At 61.1% G+C, this 15,000-nt stretch carries 15 protein-coding genes and 2 rRNA genes (1 of these 17 only partly in view); 10 read left to right on the top strand and 7 right to left on the bottom strand.

Going from position 1 to position 15,000, the window contains the following annotated elements:
- Positions 1–210 precede the first annotated feature (210 nt).
- A complete protein-coding gene (locus BW979_RS12210; RefSeq protein ID WP_076383884.1) occupies positions 211–1,008 on the bottom strand; it encodes a thioesterase II family protein in 798 nt (265 codons plus the stop codon).
- A gap of 144 nt (positions 1,009–1,152) precedes the next feature.
- On the opposite strand from BW979_RS12210, the gene tam reads away from it, so the two are divergent.
- From tam to BW979_RS12190, 4 genes are all read left to right on the top strand, one after another.
- A complete protein-coding gene (gene tam / locus BW979_RS12205) occupies positions 1,153–1,923 on the top strand; it encodes a trans-aconitate 2-methyltransferase (RefSeq protein WP_076383883.1) in 771 nt (256 codons plus the stop codon).
- A 72-nt stretch (positions 1,924–1,995) separates the two neighbouring features.
- A complete protein-coding gene (locus BW979_RS12200) occupies positions 1,996–3,129 on the top strand; it encodes a cupin-like domain-containing protein (protein WP_076383882.1) in 1,134 nt (377 codons plus the stop codon).
- A gap of 267 nt (positions 3,130–3,396) precedes the next feature.
- Entirely contained in the window at positions 3,397–4,197 is an 801-nt protein-coding gene (locus BW979_RS12195) for a glucose 1-dehydrogenase (RefSeq protein WP_076383881.1), read from the top strand.
- Positions 4,190–6,013, top strand: coding sequence for a glycoside hydrolase family 15 protein (locus tag BW979_RS12190; RefSeq protein ID WP_076383880.1), 1,824 nt, complete (start codon positions 4,190–4,192; stop codon positions 6,011–6,013). Before BW979_RS12195 ends, BW979_RS12190 begins: the two co-directional genes overlap by 8 nt.
- Positions 6,014–6,180: 167 nt before the next feature.
- On the opposite strand, the gene BW979_RS12185 is transcribed toward BW979_RS12190, so the two are convergent.
- On the bottom strand, positions 6,181–6,549 hold the full coding sequence (locus tag BW979_RS12185) for a DUF6124 family protein (RefSeq protein ID WP_076383879.1): 369 nt from the start codon (positions 6,547–6,549) through the stop codon (positions 6,181–6,183).
- Between the two features lie 604 nt (positions 6,550–7,153).
- Here BW979_RS12185 and BW979_RS12180 point away from each other — a divergent pair.
- Together BW979_RS12180 and BW979_RS12175 are read left to right on the top strand one after the other, a co-directional pair.
- On the top strand, positions 7,154–7,531 hold the full coding sequence (locus tag BW979_RS12180) for a hypothetical protein (protein WP_047230453.1): 378 nt from the start codon (positions 7,154–7,156) through the stop codon (positions 7,529–7,531).
- 28 nt (positions 7,532–7,559) lie between these two features.
- On the top strand, positions 7,560–8,462 hold the full coding sequence (locus BW979_RS12175) for an alpha/beta fold hydrolase (RefSeq protein WP_076383878.1): 903 nt from the start codon (positions 7,560–7,562) through the stop codon (positions 8,460–8,462).
- Here the strand turns inward: BW979_RS12175 and BW979_RS12170 are convergent.
- Complete coding sequence (locus tag BW979_RS12170; protein ID WP_076383877.1) at positions 8,431–9,423, bottom strand: GlxA family transcriptional regulator; 993 nt, start codon at positions 9,421–9,423, stop codon at positions 8,431–8,433. The genes BW979_RS12175 and BW979_RS12170 overlap by 32 nt on opposite strands.
- A gap of 99 nt (positions 9,424–9,522) precedes the next feature.
- On the opposite strand from BW979_RS12170, the gene inhA reads away from it, so the two are divergent.
- Positions 9,523–10,209: an isonitrile hydratase gene (inhA, locus tag BW979_RS12165; protein ID WP_076383876.1), complete on the top strand. Its 687-nt coding sequence runs from the start codon at positions 9,523–9,525 to the stop codon at positions 10,207–10,209.
- Between the two features lie 97 nt (positions 10,210–10,306).
- Here inhA and BW979_RS12160 read toward each other — a convergent pair whose 3' ends face one another.
- Positions 10,307–11,044 carry an SDR family oxidoreductase gene (locus BW979_RS12160; protein ID WP_047230449.1) on the bottom strand — a complete coding sequence of 246 codons (738 nt, stop codon included), beginning with the start codon at positions 11,042–11,044 and terminating at the stop codon, positions 10,307–10,309.
- Between the two features lie 202 nt (positions 11,045–11,246).
- On the opposite strand from BW979_RS12160, the gene BW979_RS12155 reads away from it, so the two are divergent.
- Entirely contained in the window at positions 11,247–12,194 is a 948-nt protein-coding gene (locus tag BW979_RS12155; RefSeq protein WP_076383875.1) for an AraC family transcriptional regulator, read from the top strand.
- Between the two features lie 181 nt (positions 12,195–12,375).
- Positions 12,376–12,855 carry a hypothetical protein gene (locus BW979_RS12150; RefSeq protein ID WP_083714380.1) on the top strand — a complete coding sequence of 160 codons (480 nt, stop codon included), beginning with the start codon at positions 12,376–12,378 and terminating at the stop codon, positions 12,853–12,855.
- A gap of 251 nt (positions 12,856–13,106) precedes the next feature.
- On the opposite strand, the gene BW979_RS12145 is transcribed toward BW979_RS12150, so the two are convergent.
- Positions 13,107–13,565, bottom strand: coding sequence for an SRPBCC family protein (locus BW979_RS12145; protein WP_047230567.1), 459 nt, complete (start codon positions 13,563–13,565; stop codon positions 13,107–13,109).
- Positions 13,566–13,688: 123 nt separating this feature from the next.
- Between BW979_RS12145 and BW979_RS12140 the strand changes: the two genes are divergently transcribed.
- On the top strand, positions 13,689–14,090 hold the full coding sequence (locus BW979_RS12140) for a lysozyme inhibitor LprI family protein (RefSeq protein ID WP_047230566.1): 402 nt from the start codon (positions 13,689–13,691) through the stop codon (positions 14,088–14,090).
- 102 nt (positions 14,091–14,192) lie between these two features.
- Here BW979_RS12140 and rrf read toward each other — a convergent pair.
- Both rrf and BW979_RS12130 read right to left on the bottom strand, forming a co-directional pair.
- Positions 14,193–14,308, bottom strand: a 5S ribosomal RNA gene (gene rrf, locus BW979_RS12135).
- Between the two features lie 150 nt (positions 14,309–14,458).
- A 23S ribosomal RNA gene (locus tag BW979_RS12130) occupies positions 14,459–15,000 on the bottom strand; it runs 2,350 nt beyond the window's last position.

Below are 15,000 nucleotides of genomic sequence, written 5' to 3'. Positions count from 1 at the left end.
TTCTGGGTATCCGGAATCAGTGGGCACAAGGCACAAAGGCATGTCGTCCCTATAAAACGAATGCAGACCGGAAAAATTAGCGCTTGAGGATAGAGGTCAGGAAGAGCATCCAGACATGAAACAGTCCACCCACACTGTGGCGAGGGGATTTAGCGAAACGTCGCACCGCCCCGTTGGGCTGCGAAGCAGCCCGCAGGAGAACAACCTCAATCAATCCGACAAACCGGGTTGACGGCTTTCAGGGCTGCTGCGCAGCCCAACGGGGATAAATCCCCTCGCCACAGTTGCTAACCCATGCCGTCGATGATGCACGCTCAACTGATCCTTGATCAGGCGCAGCACCCTGGCCTCGTGCTCATGGATAAAAAAGTGCCCGCCCGCCAGCATGTCCACCGAAAAGCTGCCGGAGGTTTCCCGGCTCCAGCCGATCAGTTGCTCGGTGCTGGCCTTGTCGGTGGTGCCGCCGAGCACGTGCACCGGGCATTTGAGCGGTGCTCGGGTTCGCGGCTGGAAGCGCCCGCACAGCAGAAAATCCGCCCGCAGCACAGGCAAGGTCAGGGCCATCAATTCTTCATTGGCCAGGACTTCTTCGCTGGTGCCATTGAGGGTGCGCAGTTGTTCGATCAATTCGGTATCGGTTTTCGGTGTGGCAAAACCGCGGTCGTAATCGGCGCGCATCGTCGGCGCCGCGGTGCCCGAGGCGAACAGCGCTACCGGTTCCGGACAACCCAGCTCGCGCAAGGCATGGGCGATTTCGCAGGCCAGCAATGCGCCCAGGCTGTGGCCGAACAGCGCATAAGGGGCCTGGAGCGAGGGGCGCAGTTCCCGGGCCAGTTGCATCGCCAACGGGCCCATGTCGGTGTGCAGCGGCTCGCCGAAACGCGCCCCGCGCCCCGGCAGCTCAACCGGCTGCACCTGCAGCCATTGCGGCACCTTGCGCCGCCAGCGGCTGTAAACCATGGCGCTGGCGCCGGAATACGGCAGGCATAGCAAGGTCAGTTGGGTCACCGCGGTTTTCTCCGATCAGTTGTGTATGGAAGATAACGAACTGGCGACAGTCTGAATTAGTCAGTGTCGCCGTACCTGCCCCATGGCTTCACACGCCCCCTATACTGGCGGCATCTCGGCTCGCCCATCGCAAAGGAGAACGCCATGACCTGGTCTGCCAAGCAATACGTCACGTTTGAACAGGAACGCACCCGTCCGGCCCGGGACCTGCTGGCGGCCATCCCGCCGGGGCAGGCGCGCTCGGTGATCGACCTGGGGTGCGGCCCCGGCAATTCCACAGAATTATTGGTGGAGCACTTTCCCGGGGCAACGGTGCGTGGCCTGGACAGTTCCAGCGACATGATACAGGCCGCCCGTCAGCGCCTGCCCGAAGTGGCCTTCGACACCGCAGACATCGGCCAATGGGACGAACCCGGCCCCTTCGATGTGATCTTCGCCAACGCGGTGCTGCAATGGCTGCCCGACCACGCAACCCTGCTGCCATCACTGGTCAGCAAACTGGCCGAGGGTGGCAACCTGGCGATCCAGATGCCCGACACCCTGCACCAGCCGTCCCACCGCTTGATGCGGGAAATCGCCGCCAATGGGCCCTGGGCCAGCCTACTGGCCGGAGCCGCCGATACGCGCACGGAAGTGGCCGATGCCAGCCTGTACTACTCGATCCTCAAGCCCCATTGCACCCGCGTCGATGTGTGGCGCACCACCTACCATCACCCGCTGGCCGGGGGCGCCGCCGGCGTGGTGGAGTGGTTCAAGGGCAGCGGCTTGCGGCCGTTTCTCGACCCGCTGGATGAGGTGCAACGCGGGCAATACCTGCAACAGTATCTCAACGCCGTTGAACAGGCTTATCCGGCCATGGACGATGGAACGGTGCTGCTGCCATTTCCCCGTGTGTTCATGGTCGCGACCCGCTAGAGCAGCGAGGGTTAAATTTCCGGTCCCGGCCCTCGTTACCTGCTCAGACCAAAACCCACAAGAGTGACCGCCGTGGACCTGCAAACCATTCTGGGCAAACTGTTCGCCAACGCGGGCGCCGTTGGTATCGAAGGTGTTTTCCAATTCGTGTTCGGCCCCCAGCAGGCGTACTGGTCGGAGGTCAGAACCAGCAGCCGCACCCAGGCCGGTCGCCACAGCAGCCCCGACGTGACCATTGAAGTGGCGGAAAAGGACTTTCTCGGGATCATGGCCGGCCTGGCCAATGTCGAGGAGCTGTTTGCCAGCGGACGCCTGAAGATCGGCGGCAACATGGGCCTGGCGACGTTGTTGCCGCAGATCATCGAGCATGCCCGCCACGGCAGTGGCACGGTGGAAAAGGTCGACATGAACAAGCGCTACCCCACCCCGCCGCGCTTCAGCGAAAAGCTCACCGCCAGCCTGCCGACCCAGCGCAGCGTGGAACGTCGCCCGCGCAGCGAGCTGTCGGTGCAAGCGTTTCAAGCGCGCTACCTGCCCCATGGCATTCCGGTGGTCATCAGCAATGCCTTGCAGGACTGGCCGTTGTTCAAGCTCAGTCGCGAAGAATCCCTGGTGCATTTTGCCGAGCTGCAAGGCATCACCCGCCACGGCGACTACGTGAAGAAAACCTTCTCCACCGAGCGGGACTTCCGCTCCACGTCCATGGCCGATTTCATTGCTTCTCTGGACAGCCCGGCGGTCAAGGGCGCCGATGGTGAACCGCCGGCCTACATGGGCAACAACATCCTGCCGGCGCAATTGATGGAGCAAATCAACTACCCGCCCTATTTCGACCCGTCGCTGTTCATCCCGCCACGCATCTGGATCGGCCCAAAGGGCACCCTCACCCCGCTGCACCGCGACGACACCGACAACCTGTTCGCCCAGGTCTGGGGCCAGAAAATCTTCACCCTCGCCGCCCCCCATCACAGAGAAGCCCTCGGCACCTGGTCCACGGCGCCCCAAGGCGGCCTGGACGGTTGCGATTTCAACCCGGACGCGCCGGACTACCAGCGCTTCCCCCGCGCCCGTGACGTGACCTTCCTGCGGGTGACGCTGGAGGCCGGGGATCTGCTGTTCCTGCCTGAAGGCTGGTTCCATCAGGTGGAGTCGGTGTCCACTTCGTTGTCAGTGAACTTCTGGGTGAATTCGGGGCGGGGTTGGTGAGCGCTGACTTGAGGCGAGCGGCCTTTGTGGCGAGGGGATTTATCCCCGCTGGGGCGCGAAGCGGCCCCATTCAAACTGTCTGCCACATCACCGTTGCCAGGTTCTGGGGCTGCTGTGCAGCCCAGCGGGGATAAATCCCCTCGCCACAGGTTTTGTGTTCGCCATGGGTGGCGCGTTCATTCCATCGTGAAGACTGCTTCACCCAAATGAACTCCACGCACCTCATACCAGTCAGCAGGTAAAGCCCTCAACTCAAGGTGCTAGACCATGCAGATATCCCTCGCCCGACAGGTTGCCCTGGTCACCGGCGCCAGTTCCGGCATTGGTGCAGGCGCGGCCAGGGCATTGGCAGACGCCGGTGCCGCGGTGGTGCTCAACTACCACTCCAGCGCCGGCCCGGCACAAGACCTGGCCCGTGAAATCAACGCCAACGGTGGACGCGCCATCGCCGTCGGTGCCGATGTGTCGAAGGAGCCGGATGTCGAGCGACTGTTCGCCCAGACTGTCGAAGCCTTTGGCACGCTGGACATCCTGGTGGCCAACTCCGGCCTGCAAAAAGACGCCGCCGCCGTCGACATGAGCCTGGAGGACTGGAACACCGTGATCGGCACCAACCTGACCGGCCAGTTCCTCTGCGCCCGTGCCGCCCTGCGGATTTTCAACCAGCAGGGCATTCGCCAGGGCGTGTCCCGGGCCGCCGGCAAAATCATCCACATGAGCTCAGTGCACCAGCGCATCCCCTGGGCCGGTCACATCAACTACGCTGCCTCCAAGGGCGGCGTCCATCTGCTGATGCAGAGTCTGGCCCAGGAAATCAGCCACCAGCGCATCCGCATCAACAGCATCGCGCCCGGCGCGATCCGCACGGCCATCAACCGCGAGGTCACCGAAGGGGAACAGGAGCAGAAATTGCTGGAGCTGATTCCTTACGGGCGTATCGGCGATGTGGAAGATGTCGCCAACGCGGTGGTCTGGCTGGCGTCGGACTTGTCCGATTACGTGGTAGGCACCACGTTGTTCATCGATGGCGGGATGAGCCTTTATCCGGGGTTCCACGGCAATGGCTGACTATCACGAAACCCAAAGCCCTATCGAGAACCACGGCATCATCGGCGACATGCGCAGTGCTGCCCTGGTGAATGACCGAGGCAGTGTCGACTTTTTCTGCTGGCCGGAATTCGACAGCCCATCAATTTTCTGCTCGCTGCTGGACACGCCGGACGCGGGGATCTTTCAACTGGCGCCGGACCTGCCTAATGCCCGTCGCCAGCAGATCTACCTGCCTGACACCAACGTACTGCAAACCCGCTGGCTGAGTGATGACGCCGTGGTGGAAATCACCGACCTGCTGCCCATCGGCGACAGCGAGGATGACCTGCCGGTATTGATCCGTAAAGTGAGCATGACCCTCGGCAGCGCGACGTTTCGCATGCGCTGCGCGGTCCGCCACGACTACGCCCGCAGCCTCACCAGCGCACGCCGTGACGGCGATCACATCTGCTTCGAAGCACCGGGGCAACCTGGCCTGCGTTTGTGTTCCGATCAGCTCATGACCCTGGACGACCGGGCGGCGGTGGCCGAGTTCAGGCTGGAACAAGGCCAGAGCGCCGAGTTCCTGCTGGGCGGTATTGACGACCCGCGGCTTCAGGATGACATCAGCGCAATATGCCTGGAGCGAACACTGGCGTTCTGGCGCGGCTGGATTGGCCAATCCACCTATCGCGGGCGCTGGCGGGAAATGGTCAACCGCTCGGCCTTGGCGCTGAAACTGCTGACCTCACGCAAACACGGCGCCATCCTCGCCGCCGCCACTTTCGGCCTGCCGGAAACCCGTGGCGGCGAGCGCAACTGGGACTATCGCTACACCTGGATCCGCGACGCGTCCTTCACCGTTTACGCGTTCATGCGCCTGGGCTTCGTTGAAGAAGCCAACGCCTACATGCGTTTTCTGCGGGGCCGGGTCAGCGACTGCTGCGATCAGCCGATCAAACTCAACATCCTGTACGGCCTGGACGGCAGGTTGGAGCTACCAGAAGTCGAACTGCCACACCTCAGCGGCTTTGGTCATGCCAAGCCGGTGCGCATCGGCAACCTGGCCTACAAACAAGTGCAACTGGATATCTTCGGCGAATTGATGGACGCGGTGTACCTGGTCAACAAATACGGCGAAGCCATTTCCCATCAGGGCTGGAAACACGCCGTCAATGTGGTCGATCAGGTCTGTGATATCTGGCAGGACAAAGACGTGGGCATTTGGGAAATGCGCGGGGAGAAGCACCACTTCCTGCATTCGCGGCTGATGTGCTGGGTCGCCGTCGACCGCGCCATCCGCCTGGCGGTCAAACGCTCCTTGCCTGCGCCTTTCGCCCGCTGGGACCAGACTCGCCAGGCCATCTATGAAGACATCTGGACAAATTTCTGGAGCGAGGAACGGCAGCATTTCATCCAGCGCCTGGGCAGCACCGCCCTCGACGGTTCGATGTTGTTGATGCCGCTTGTGCGCTTCGTCAGCGCGCGCGACCCGCGCTGGCTCTCGACCCTCGATGCCATTGAAAAAGACCTAGTGCGCGATGGCATGGTCTACCGCTACCGCAACGACGAAAGCCCCGTCGACGGCCTCAGCGGCATTGAAGGTTCGTTCGCTGCGTGTTCGTTCTGGTACGTCGAATGCCTGGCCCGCGCCGGCCGCGTGGAAAAAGCCCAACTGGAGTTCGAACAACTGCTGCGCTACGCCAACCCGCTGGGCTTGTACGCCGAGGAGTTCGACAGCCACGGCTACCACCTGGGCAACACCCCCCAGGCTTTGACCCACCTGGCGCTGATCAGCGCCGCCAGCTTCCTGGACCGCAAATTGAGTGGGGACAAAACGCATTGGCAGCCGTGAGCCGGGCTGGCGAGTGAACGTATTCCCCGCTGTGCACGGGCTTTTGTGGGAGCAAGGCTTGCCCGCGATGAAGGCGACGCGGTCGTGAAATCGAGTCGCCCTCATCGCGGGCAAGCCTTGCTCCCACCCTGCACCACCAAAGCTCAGTACAACAAGTGGTGTATCTGCTACCGCGCCGACTCAGCCAGTTCGAGATCATCCAACGCTCGATTGGCCAGCAACGTACCCAGCTCAATCAACTGCTGAATCCCCAGCGCAACATGCCGCCGGGAACCTTCCAGCTCGAATGCCAGGTCACTGACCATGGCGTTGGCCGAAGCCAGGGTTTCGCTGAGGCTGGTCAGCACGGATTCGGTGTTGAGGCCGGGGACCACTGAAAATATCTGGCCGTCCTGGGTGTCGGGTTTGGCTGGGGCTGGGGGAGACAAGTGGACATTCAGCGCCCGGTCAGCGGCTTCGCGGAGTTTTTTGGTGTCGAGGGTGGTGTAGGCGGACAGGTTTTCGGCGCGTGGAGGGTTGGGGGTGATCTTGACCATTTGTGAAGCTCCTGACTTGAAATTGAGCCCACTCACCTCGTGACCAAACGAGGGGTGGTGGGCTATACGCAGGTTGGTCAACCGGGAAGTCAGGCACCCGGCGCACTCGAAAGTGCCCCGCGCACAGCCCACCGCAAAGCATACCGACAAGCACACAAAAAAGCGCCGACATGCTGAGGTTGGCGCGTGTGCGCCTGACATTGGACGGGTGACCAAACCCGGTCGCTGATTTTGCAGCGACCGGCAAAGCCTAGCCCCGCCGTTTCCGAACCAGCAACCGCCACGACTCGTCGGAAAATTCCGGTTCACCTATTTTTTTGTAGGAACTCCACACCCTTGTGGCGAGGGGATTTATCCCCGCTGGGCTGCGTAGCAGCCCGTCCATAGGCCAATCCACTTTGCCAGACAGACCGAGTTGACCGTTTTCGGGGCTGCTACGCAGCCCAGCGGGGATAAATCCCCTCGCCACAGAAGCGGGCACCAACATTTCTCCATCTATCGCTGCCGCCGGTTTCAGGTTGCCAGCCCTGTAAACCCCTCCTAAGATCGATGCACTCAAGGGTGCAGCGGAGCTGCCCGATAAAACCCGATTCAAGGATCTGACATGACCCATGTAAAACGCTCTATCACCACCCCGCCCCGAACAGGCCTGACCCGGGAAGACCTCTGGGAAGGCCAAGACAAGGGCCTGATCAAGTGCTGGGAAATCGGCCGCGATCGGGCGCTGAAGTTTCCCGATCTGGCGCAGCGTTGCCTGGCCGGTGAATTGCCGGTGCTCGGCTGGAAAGGCGGTGTCAGTCGCAGCCTGAAGAAAAACGAAAAGTTCGGCTGCCTCAAGTACCTCGCCCAATGGCAGGGCCTGCGCGGTGAAGACCTGGACATCGATCTGTCCCAGGACCGCACCCTGACCTGCTCCAGCACGAACATGATCGTGACCTTCACGCCGGATCGGGCCAAATATGTGAATCAGGAACCCGCATAACGGCAACCGAGCCGTGCAGGAGACCGACATGAACCAGGCGCCCAGAATCAACTTCGCGGTGACGCCTCTGCTGCGCATCGCCTACGAAGAGCACGGCCCCGCCAGCGGCGCCCCAGTGATCCTGCTGCACGGTTTCCCTTACGACCCCAGGGCCTTTGATGAAGTCGCACCGGCCTTGGCCCAGCGCGGCTATTGGGTCATCGTGCCGTACCTGCGCGGCTACGGCCCGACCCGGTTCAATAACCCGAGCATCCTGCGTTCCGGCCAGCAAGCGGCGCTTGCCCAGGATCTGCTGGACCTGATGCAGGCACTCGCCATTCCCCAAGCCGGGTTGTGCGGCTACGACTGGGGCGGGCGGGCCGCGTGTATCGTGGCGGCGCTGTGGCCCGAACGGGTTCGCTGCCTGGTGACCGGCGATGGCTATAACGTGCAGGACATTCCCCGATCGACTCAGCCGCTGGACCCTGAGACCGAGCACAGATTGTGGTACCAGTATTACTTCCACAGCGCCCGGGGCGTCGAGAGCCTGACACAGAACCGGCGCGAACTGTGCCAGTTGCTCTGGCGCCTGTGGTCACCGACCTGGACACGCGGCACAGCGCTGTATCCCCTCAGTGCCCCGTCCTTCGACAACCCGGATTTCGTCGAGGTGGTGATTCATTCCTACCGTCATCGCTTCATGTACGCACCGGGCGACCCGACGCTGGAGTGGATGGAGGAACGACTGACCGCGCAACCGGCCATCAGCGTGCCGAGCATCTCCCTGTGCGGTGCCGATGACGGCGTTGGACCTGCACCTGAGTTCGACGAAGACGCCGAACATTTCAGCGGTGTCTACGAGCGTCGAGTGCTCGCCGGTGTCGGCCACAACATTCCCCAGGAAGCCCCCCAGGCCACGCTCAGGGCATTGCTGGATCTGCTTGAGGGCTGACCGCGAAACGCTCGCGATACGCCTGGGGCGTCACACCCATGGCCCGCAGGAAGCTGCGGCGCAGGGTTTCTTCGCTGCCAAAGCCGCATTGCACCGCGACCCGCTTGATCGGCAGTGCTGTGTCGGCCAGCAGCCGGCGGGCGGTCTCCACACGAATCAGCTCCACCGCCCGCGCTGGCGTCTGGCCGGTGTCGGCACGGTAGTGACGCACGAAACTGCGCTCGCTCATCCCCGCCTCTGCCGCCAGACTCGGCAAGCCCAGGTCCTGGGTGAGGTTTTCCGCGATCCAGGCGTGCAGATCATCAAAACGACTGCCCTGATTCTGCAGTGACAAGGTCACGCTGAACTGCGATTGACCGCCTGGACGCTTGAGGAACACCACCAGTTGCCGGGCGACTTCCAGAGCGATGGCGCGACCCAAATCGTCCTCCACCAGGGCCAACGCCAGGTCGATGCCGGCCGTAACGCCCGCCGAAGTCCAGACCGGGCCGTCGTTGATAAAAATCGGGTTGGGTTCGACCCGCAGTTGCGGGTGCTGCCTGGCCAGTTGTTCGCAACGGGTCCAGTGCGTGACCACTCGGCGTCCGTCCAACCAACCGCTGGCGGCCAGCAGGAACGCCCCGGTGCACACCGACGCCACGCGCCGCGAGCGCAGACCATGGCCCCTGACCCAGGCCACCAGCGCCGCGTCCTGCGCCGCCTCGTACACCCCCCAACCGCCGGCGATAAGCAATGTGTCGCTACCCTCGCTCGGCAGCGGCTCGGCCATAAGCGTGAGCCCCGCCGACGACATCACCGCCCCGCCACCGGCAGCAATCACGGTGGGGGCGTAAGGCAACGGCAAGCCTTGCTGGCGTGCCAGGTCGTTGGCCGAAGCAAAAACCTGCAAGGGCCCGGTGACATCCAGCACCTGCACGTTGGCGAAAGCCAGTACATGAACGGTTTTCGGTGGATTTGGCATATTGGCGTAATTCGTGGGCTTATTGGCGTATACGCCAGAGCCTACGAGCCTAAAGTTAAACCGTCCACCCCCTCAGGCATCACTTCAGGAGAAAGCGCCATGGCGTTGCAGATCGGTTTTCTGTTATTCCCCCAGGTTCAACAACTGGACCTCACCGGCCCTTATGACGTGCTCGCCTCGCTGCCAGACGTGAAGGTGCACCTGATCTGGAAAGACCTGGCCCCAGTCACCGCCAGCACCGGGCTGGTACTCCTACCAACCACCACGTTCGAGAAGTGCCCCAAGCTCGACGTGATCTGCATCCCAGGCGGCAGCGGCGTCGGGCCGTTGATGGAAGATGAGCAGACCTTGGCGTTCATCAAGCAACAGGCGGCCCACGCGCAGTACATCACCTCCGTGTGCACCGGTTCGCTGGTGCTTGGCGCGGCGGGTTTATTGCAGGGTAAACGGGCCACCACCCATTGGGCTTATCACAGTCTGCTGCAAACCTTGGGCGCCACACCGGTCAAGGACCGTGTGGTACGCGACGGCAACCTGTTCACCGGTGGTGGCATCACCGCCGGGATAGATTTTGCCTTGACCCTGGCGGCCGAACTGTTCGACCAGGACACCGCCGAGCTGGTCCAGCTACAGCTTGAATACGCCCCGGCCCCGCCGTTCACCGCCGGCTGCCCGGACACTGCACCGTCCCAAGTGTTGGCAGAAGCCAACCGACGTGCAGCAGAGTCGTTTCGAGTGCGCTCGCAGATTACTCAACGGGCAGCGGCGCGATTGGCACTGCAATAACGATTAACGCCAATCAGTCCCCCCAAAAAAAGGTGGTGAGGGGTTTTATCCCCTCACCACACAAGACATGAAGAATCTCCTGCCGCATCGATTCAATTCAGAACGGGCTGGCCGTCGGGCGCACCACCAGTTCGCTGACGTCCACATCGTCCGGCTGTTCAATGGCGTAGGCAATCGCCCGGGCAATCGCCTCGGCGGGAATGGCGATCCGGCGAAACTCGCGCATCTCGGCGCGCCCACCTTCATCGGAAATACTTTCGGCCAACTCCGACTCGGTTACGCCAGGGGAAATCACCGTCACCCGTACGTCACCACCGACCTCCTGACGCAAACCCTCGGAAATCGCTCGCACGGCGAACTTGGTGGCGCAGTACACCGCCGCCGTCGGGCTGACCGTGTAGGCACCAATGGAAGCAATGTTGATGAACTGGCCACTGCGCTGGCGTTGCATCAAAGGCAAACCGGCGGCGATGCCGTGGAGTACGCCACGAATGTTGACGTCGATCATGCGATCCCACTCGTCAACTTTCAGCGCCTCGAGTTTGGAGAGCGGCATGACCCCGGCGTTGTTGACGATCACATCGACCTTGCCGAATCGCTCGACAGCGAAGTCGATCAGGCTCTGCACATCATCACGGCGCGTCACGTCCACGGCTTTGCAAGCAGCCTGCTGGCCGTCGGCTTCAAGTTCCTGCACCAGCGCCTGCAAGCGATCGACGCGTCGCGCACCCAGCACCACTCGTGCGCCCCGGGCAGCCAGCAACCGTGCGGCGGCTTCGCCAATACCGCTGCTGGCGCCGGTGATCACCACAACTTTGTTTTGAATAGCGGACATGATGGTTTCCTCGTCTGGATGTATGGCCCCCCGATGGGAGCGTTTTGACAGGTCCAGATTAGGGAGCAGATCCGTGTCTGGGTTAGCCGGATCCTCCTGCGCCCTTGCACGATCCTGTAGCGATAAAACCGCCTCTGGTCGCCGGGCGCACAATCGGCTTTACTAGCGCGGTCCACCCATTTGGCCAGGGAGATAGATCGGCATGTCGGTATCCACGTCCATACACGTAACGCCTGAGGACGGCGTCAACCAGCGCCGCACCGAACTGGCGGAACTGATGAAGCGCTTCGCCCCGGAATTCGGCGTTCATCCCACCGCCATCGAGACCTTGCACCTGATCCGTAGCGACCAGCCCACCGAAGCCCTGCACACGATCCACAAGCCCGGTTTGTGCGTGATCGTCCAGGGGCGCAAAGAGGTTCGGCTGGCGGATGAATGCTACGTCTATGATTCGCTCAACTACCTGGTGGTCTCGGTCACCCTGCCGCTGGCGGGTCAGGTGATCGAAGCCAGCCCCGAGCGCCCCTACCTGTGCATTCGCCTGGATATCGACCCGGCGCAGATCTGCCGTCTGATCGCCGACGCCAGCCCCATTGGGGTACCGGCCCAACGGACCGATCGAGGACTATTCCTGGACCGCATCGACGCGCCGCTGCTCGATGCGGTGTTGCGTTTGCTGCGGCTGTTGGAGAGTCCGGACGATATCGCCACGCTCGCGCCCTTGGCCCAACAGGAAATTTTCTACCGCCTGCTACGGGGTGCACAGGGCCAGCGCTTGCACGAAATTGCCATCCCCGACACGCAAACCCACCGTATCAGTCGCGCAATCGAGTGGCTCAACAACCATTATGCCGAGCCGCTGAGCATCGATAGCCTGGCACAAATGATCAATCTCAGCCCTTCGGCATTGCACCATCGCTTCAAAGCCGTGACCGCCATGAGCCCGCTGCAATACCAGAAACAGCTGCGCCTGCAGGAAGCCAGACGGCTGCTGCTGGCGGAGAACAGCGACGTTTCGTCAATCGGCTACAAAATGGGCTATGAAAGCCCCTCGCAGTTCAGCCGCGAATACAGCCGTCTATTCGGGGCCTCGCCGAGCAAGGACATCGCCCGGCTACGTGCCGAGGCCTTGCAGATGAGTCGCGCCTGATCCTGCACACAAACAGGATCAGGCAAACCAAGGGTAGTATCCGTCTAACGGCGTCCCCCTCCTCGCCCCTACTCTGAACCCATGCAGCAAGACTACCGTCCGGGCTGCAACGGGTTCAGCAGATCGCGACATCTGAACGACCCGGCACTCAACCCCTTTTGATATGACCGGAGTCATCGCCATGAAAACTTTCAGTTCCTTGATCGCCGTTACCACCTTCGTCCTGAGCGTCAGTGCCTTTGCCCTGCCCAGCCAGCAGCAGGACCGTTTCTTTACGCAAACGCTCGGATATCAGCAGCCTGTGGCCGCTGATGGTTCGGACCGCACGCCTGAGCAGACTCTTGCCGCTGATGGTTCCGACCGCACACCTGGGCAGGCACTTGCCGCTGATGGTTCCGACCGCACACCTGGGCAGGCACTTGCCGCTGATGGTTCGGATCGCACACCTGGGCAGGCACTTGCCGCTGATGGTTCCGACCGCACACCTGGGCAGGCACTTGCCGCTGATGGTTCCGACCGCACACCTGGGCAGGCACTTGCCGCTGATGGTTCCGACCGCACACCTGGGCAGGCACTTGCCGCTGATGGTTCCGACCGCACACCTGGGCAGGCACTTGCCGCTGATGGTTCCGACCGTACCATGGCGCGACGCCTGGCTTGATAGGTCGGCTTTTCTGCAGACGAAAAAAAACCCGCCGAGGCGGGTTTTTCCAAGACCATCACGACTCCCTGTCGATAGCCATCCTTGCAAGGTCGATCGTCCCTGATCCTGAAGCACTCCCTGTGCTTCAGTGGTTGAGTACAGATTACGCATCGGATCCAAAGCGCAACAGACGATATAGCAACCATGGCGTGTAAGACATTCGCTATAGCAGCCCTTCCGTAAACCCTTAGATGCACGGGCACTGAGGATCAGGCCTTGGCCAGGAATGCTTCGATATTCGCCATCTGCTCGTCCCAACCACGGCTGTCCATACGAAAAGCCTTAAGCCGACGCGCCTCCGGGATACCGTTAAAGCCCGACTCCACCACTTTGAGCAAGGTGCCGCCATCCATGTCTTCAAGTTCGAACTGAACCCTCGTTTCGGGTTCCTGAGAGTAGTCCACCTGCGGTTCAATGGCGTACGGATGCCAGCGAAACGAAAAAACCCGCTCCGGCTCGACCCGCTCTACCGCAACGTCCCAGATAAGGTGTTCATAACCAGGATAGGTGATCTGCCCCTGGGTACGCTCGCCCGCGACAAATCGTCTGCCTTCAAGCGCGACGCCGAACCATTGACCGAAGGCTTCGGCATTGGCCAAGGCCCGCCAGACCTGAGAGCGCGGCGCCTTGAGCAGAATTTTTCTTTCGATGCGATCAGATGAATGCATGAGTCACCTCCTGTGTTCAACCCTAGGCCTGTAAGACCACGAGGCCAACCAGAAAGTTGTATCGACCCAGCGTTTGGGTACACTCCTTCGGCATTTAGAAATCCCATCAAGGAGAGATCGACCATGTTCCCACGCTTGTTTCTGGGCCTGACGCCGCTGCTTTTTATCAGTATTGTCCAAGCCGATGACTGCGCCAATGCTAGCACCCAGGGAGCAATGAACCAGTGCGCAGCCCAAGAGAACAAAGCCGCTGACGACGAGCTGAACAGTCTGTACAAGCAGATCACTGCACGCCTTAAAGATGACCCGCAGGCCAAGCAGCTACTGGTCAAGGCACAGCGGGCCTGGATCAGCTTCCGTGACGCCGAATGCAATTTTTCTGCCTCCGGAGTCGAAGGGGGTAGCGTCTATCCGCTGGTCCACAGCAATTGCGCCACAGCCGTAACCAAGGCCCGGGTCGAGACGCTCAAGACCTACCTCAAGTGCGAAGAAGGTGATCTGAGCTGCCCGGTCCCTGGGGCTTAACCATTGATGCAAAAAAAGGATGACCTCTTCAGGTCATCCTTTTTTTTCGGCACAAAAACAAAACCCCTACCTGCGTCAGCAGATAGGGGTTTCGGAATTTAATCTTGACGATGACCTACTCTCACATGGGGAAACCCCACACTACCATCGGCGATGCATCGTTTCACTGCTGAGTTCGGGATGGGATCAGGTGGTTCCAATGCTCTATGGTCGTCAAGAAATTCGGTAGCCAGCGCGTGCCTTGCGGTCACGTTCCAGCAAATGGGTATGCGATAGGTTTGTGTGTTGTGCGAACTTTCGGTTCATAGCGTCTTCACACACCGCAATCTGGTGCCCTGTATCGGGTCAACAAATTGCTTGGGTGTTATATGGTCAAGCCTCACGGGCAATTAGTATGGGTTAGCTCAACGCCTCACAGCGCTTACACACCCCACCTATCAACGTCGTAGTCTTCGACGGCCCTTCAGGGGACTCAAGGTCCCAGTGAGATCTCATCTTGAGGCAAGTTTCCCGCTTAGATGCTTTCAGCGGTTATCTTTTCCGAACATAGCTACCCGGCAATGCCACTGGCGTGACAACCGGAACACCAGAGGTTCGTCCACTCCGGTCCTCTCGTACTAGGAGCAGCCCCTCTCAAATCTCAAACGTCCACGGCAGATAGGGACCGAACTGTCTCACGACGTTCTAAACCCAGCTCGCGTACCACTTTAAATGGCGAACAGCCATACCCTTGGGACCGGCTTCAGCCCCAGGATGTGATGAGCCGACATCGAGGTGCCAAACACCGCCGTCGATATGAACTCTTGGGCGGTATCAGCCTGTTATCCCCGGAGTACCTTTTATCCGTTGAGCGATGGCCCTTCCATACAGAACCACCGGATCACTAAGACCTACTTTCGTACCTGCTCGA

The organism is Pseudomonas sp. A214 (genome assembly GCF_900156295.1).
GTDB classification, from domain to species: Bacteria; Pseudomonadota; Gammaproteobacteria; order Pseudomonadales; family Pseudomonadaceae; genus Aquipseudomonas; species Aquipseudomonas rhizophila.
Note: the sequence above shows the minus strand (reverse complement) of the source record. Positions and strands in the feature narration are given on the sequence as shown.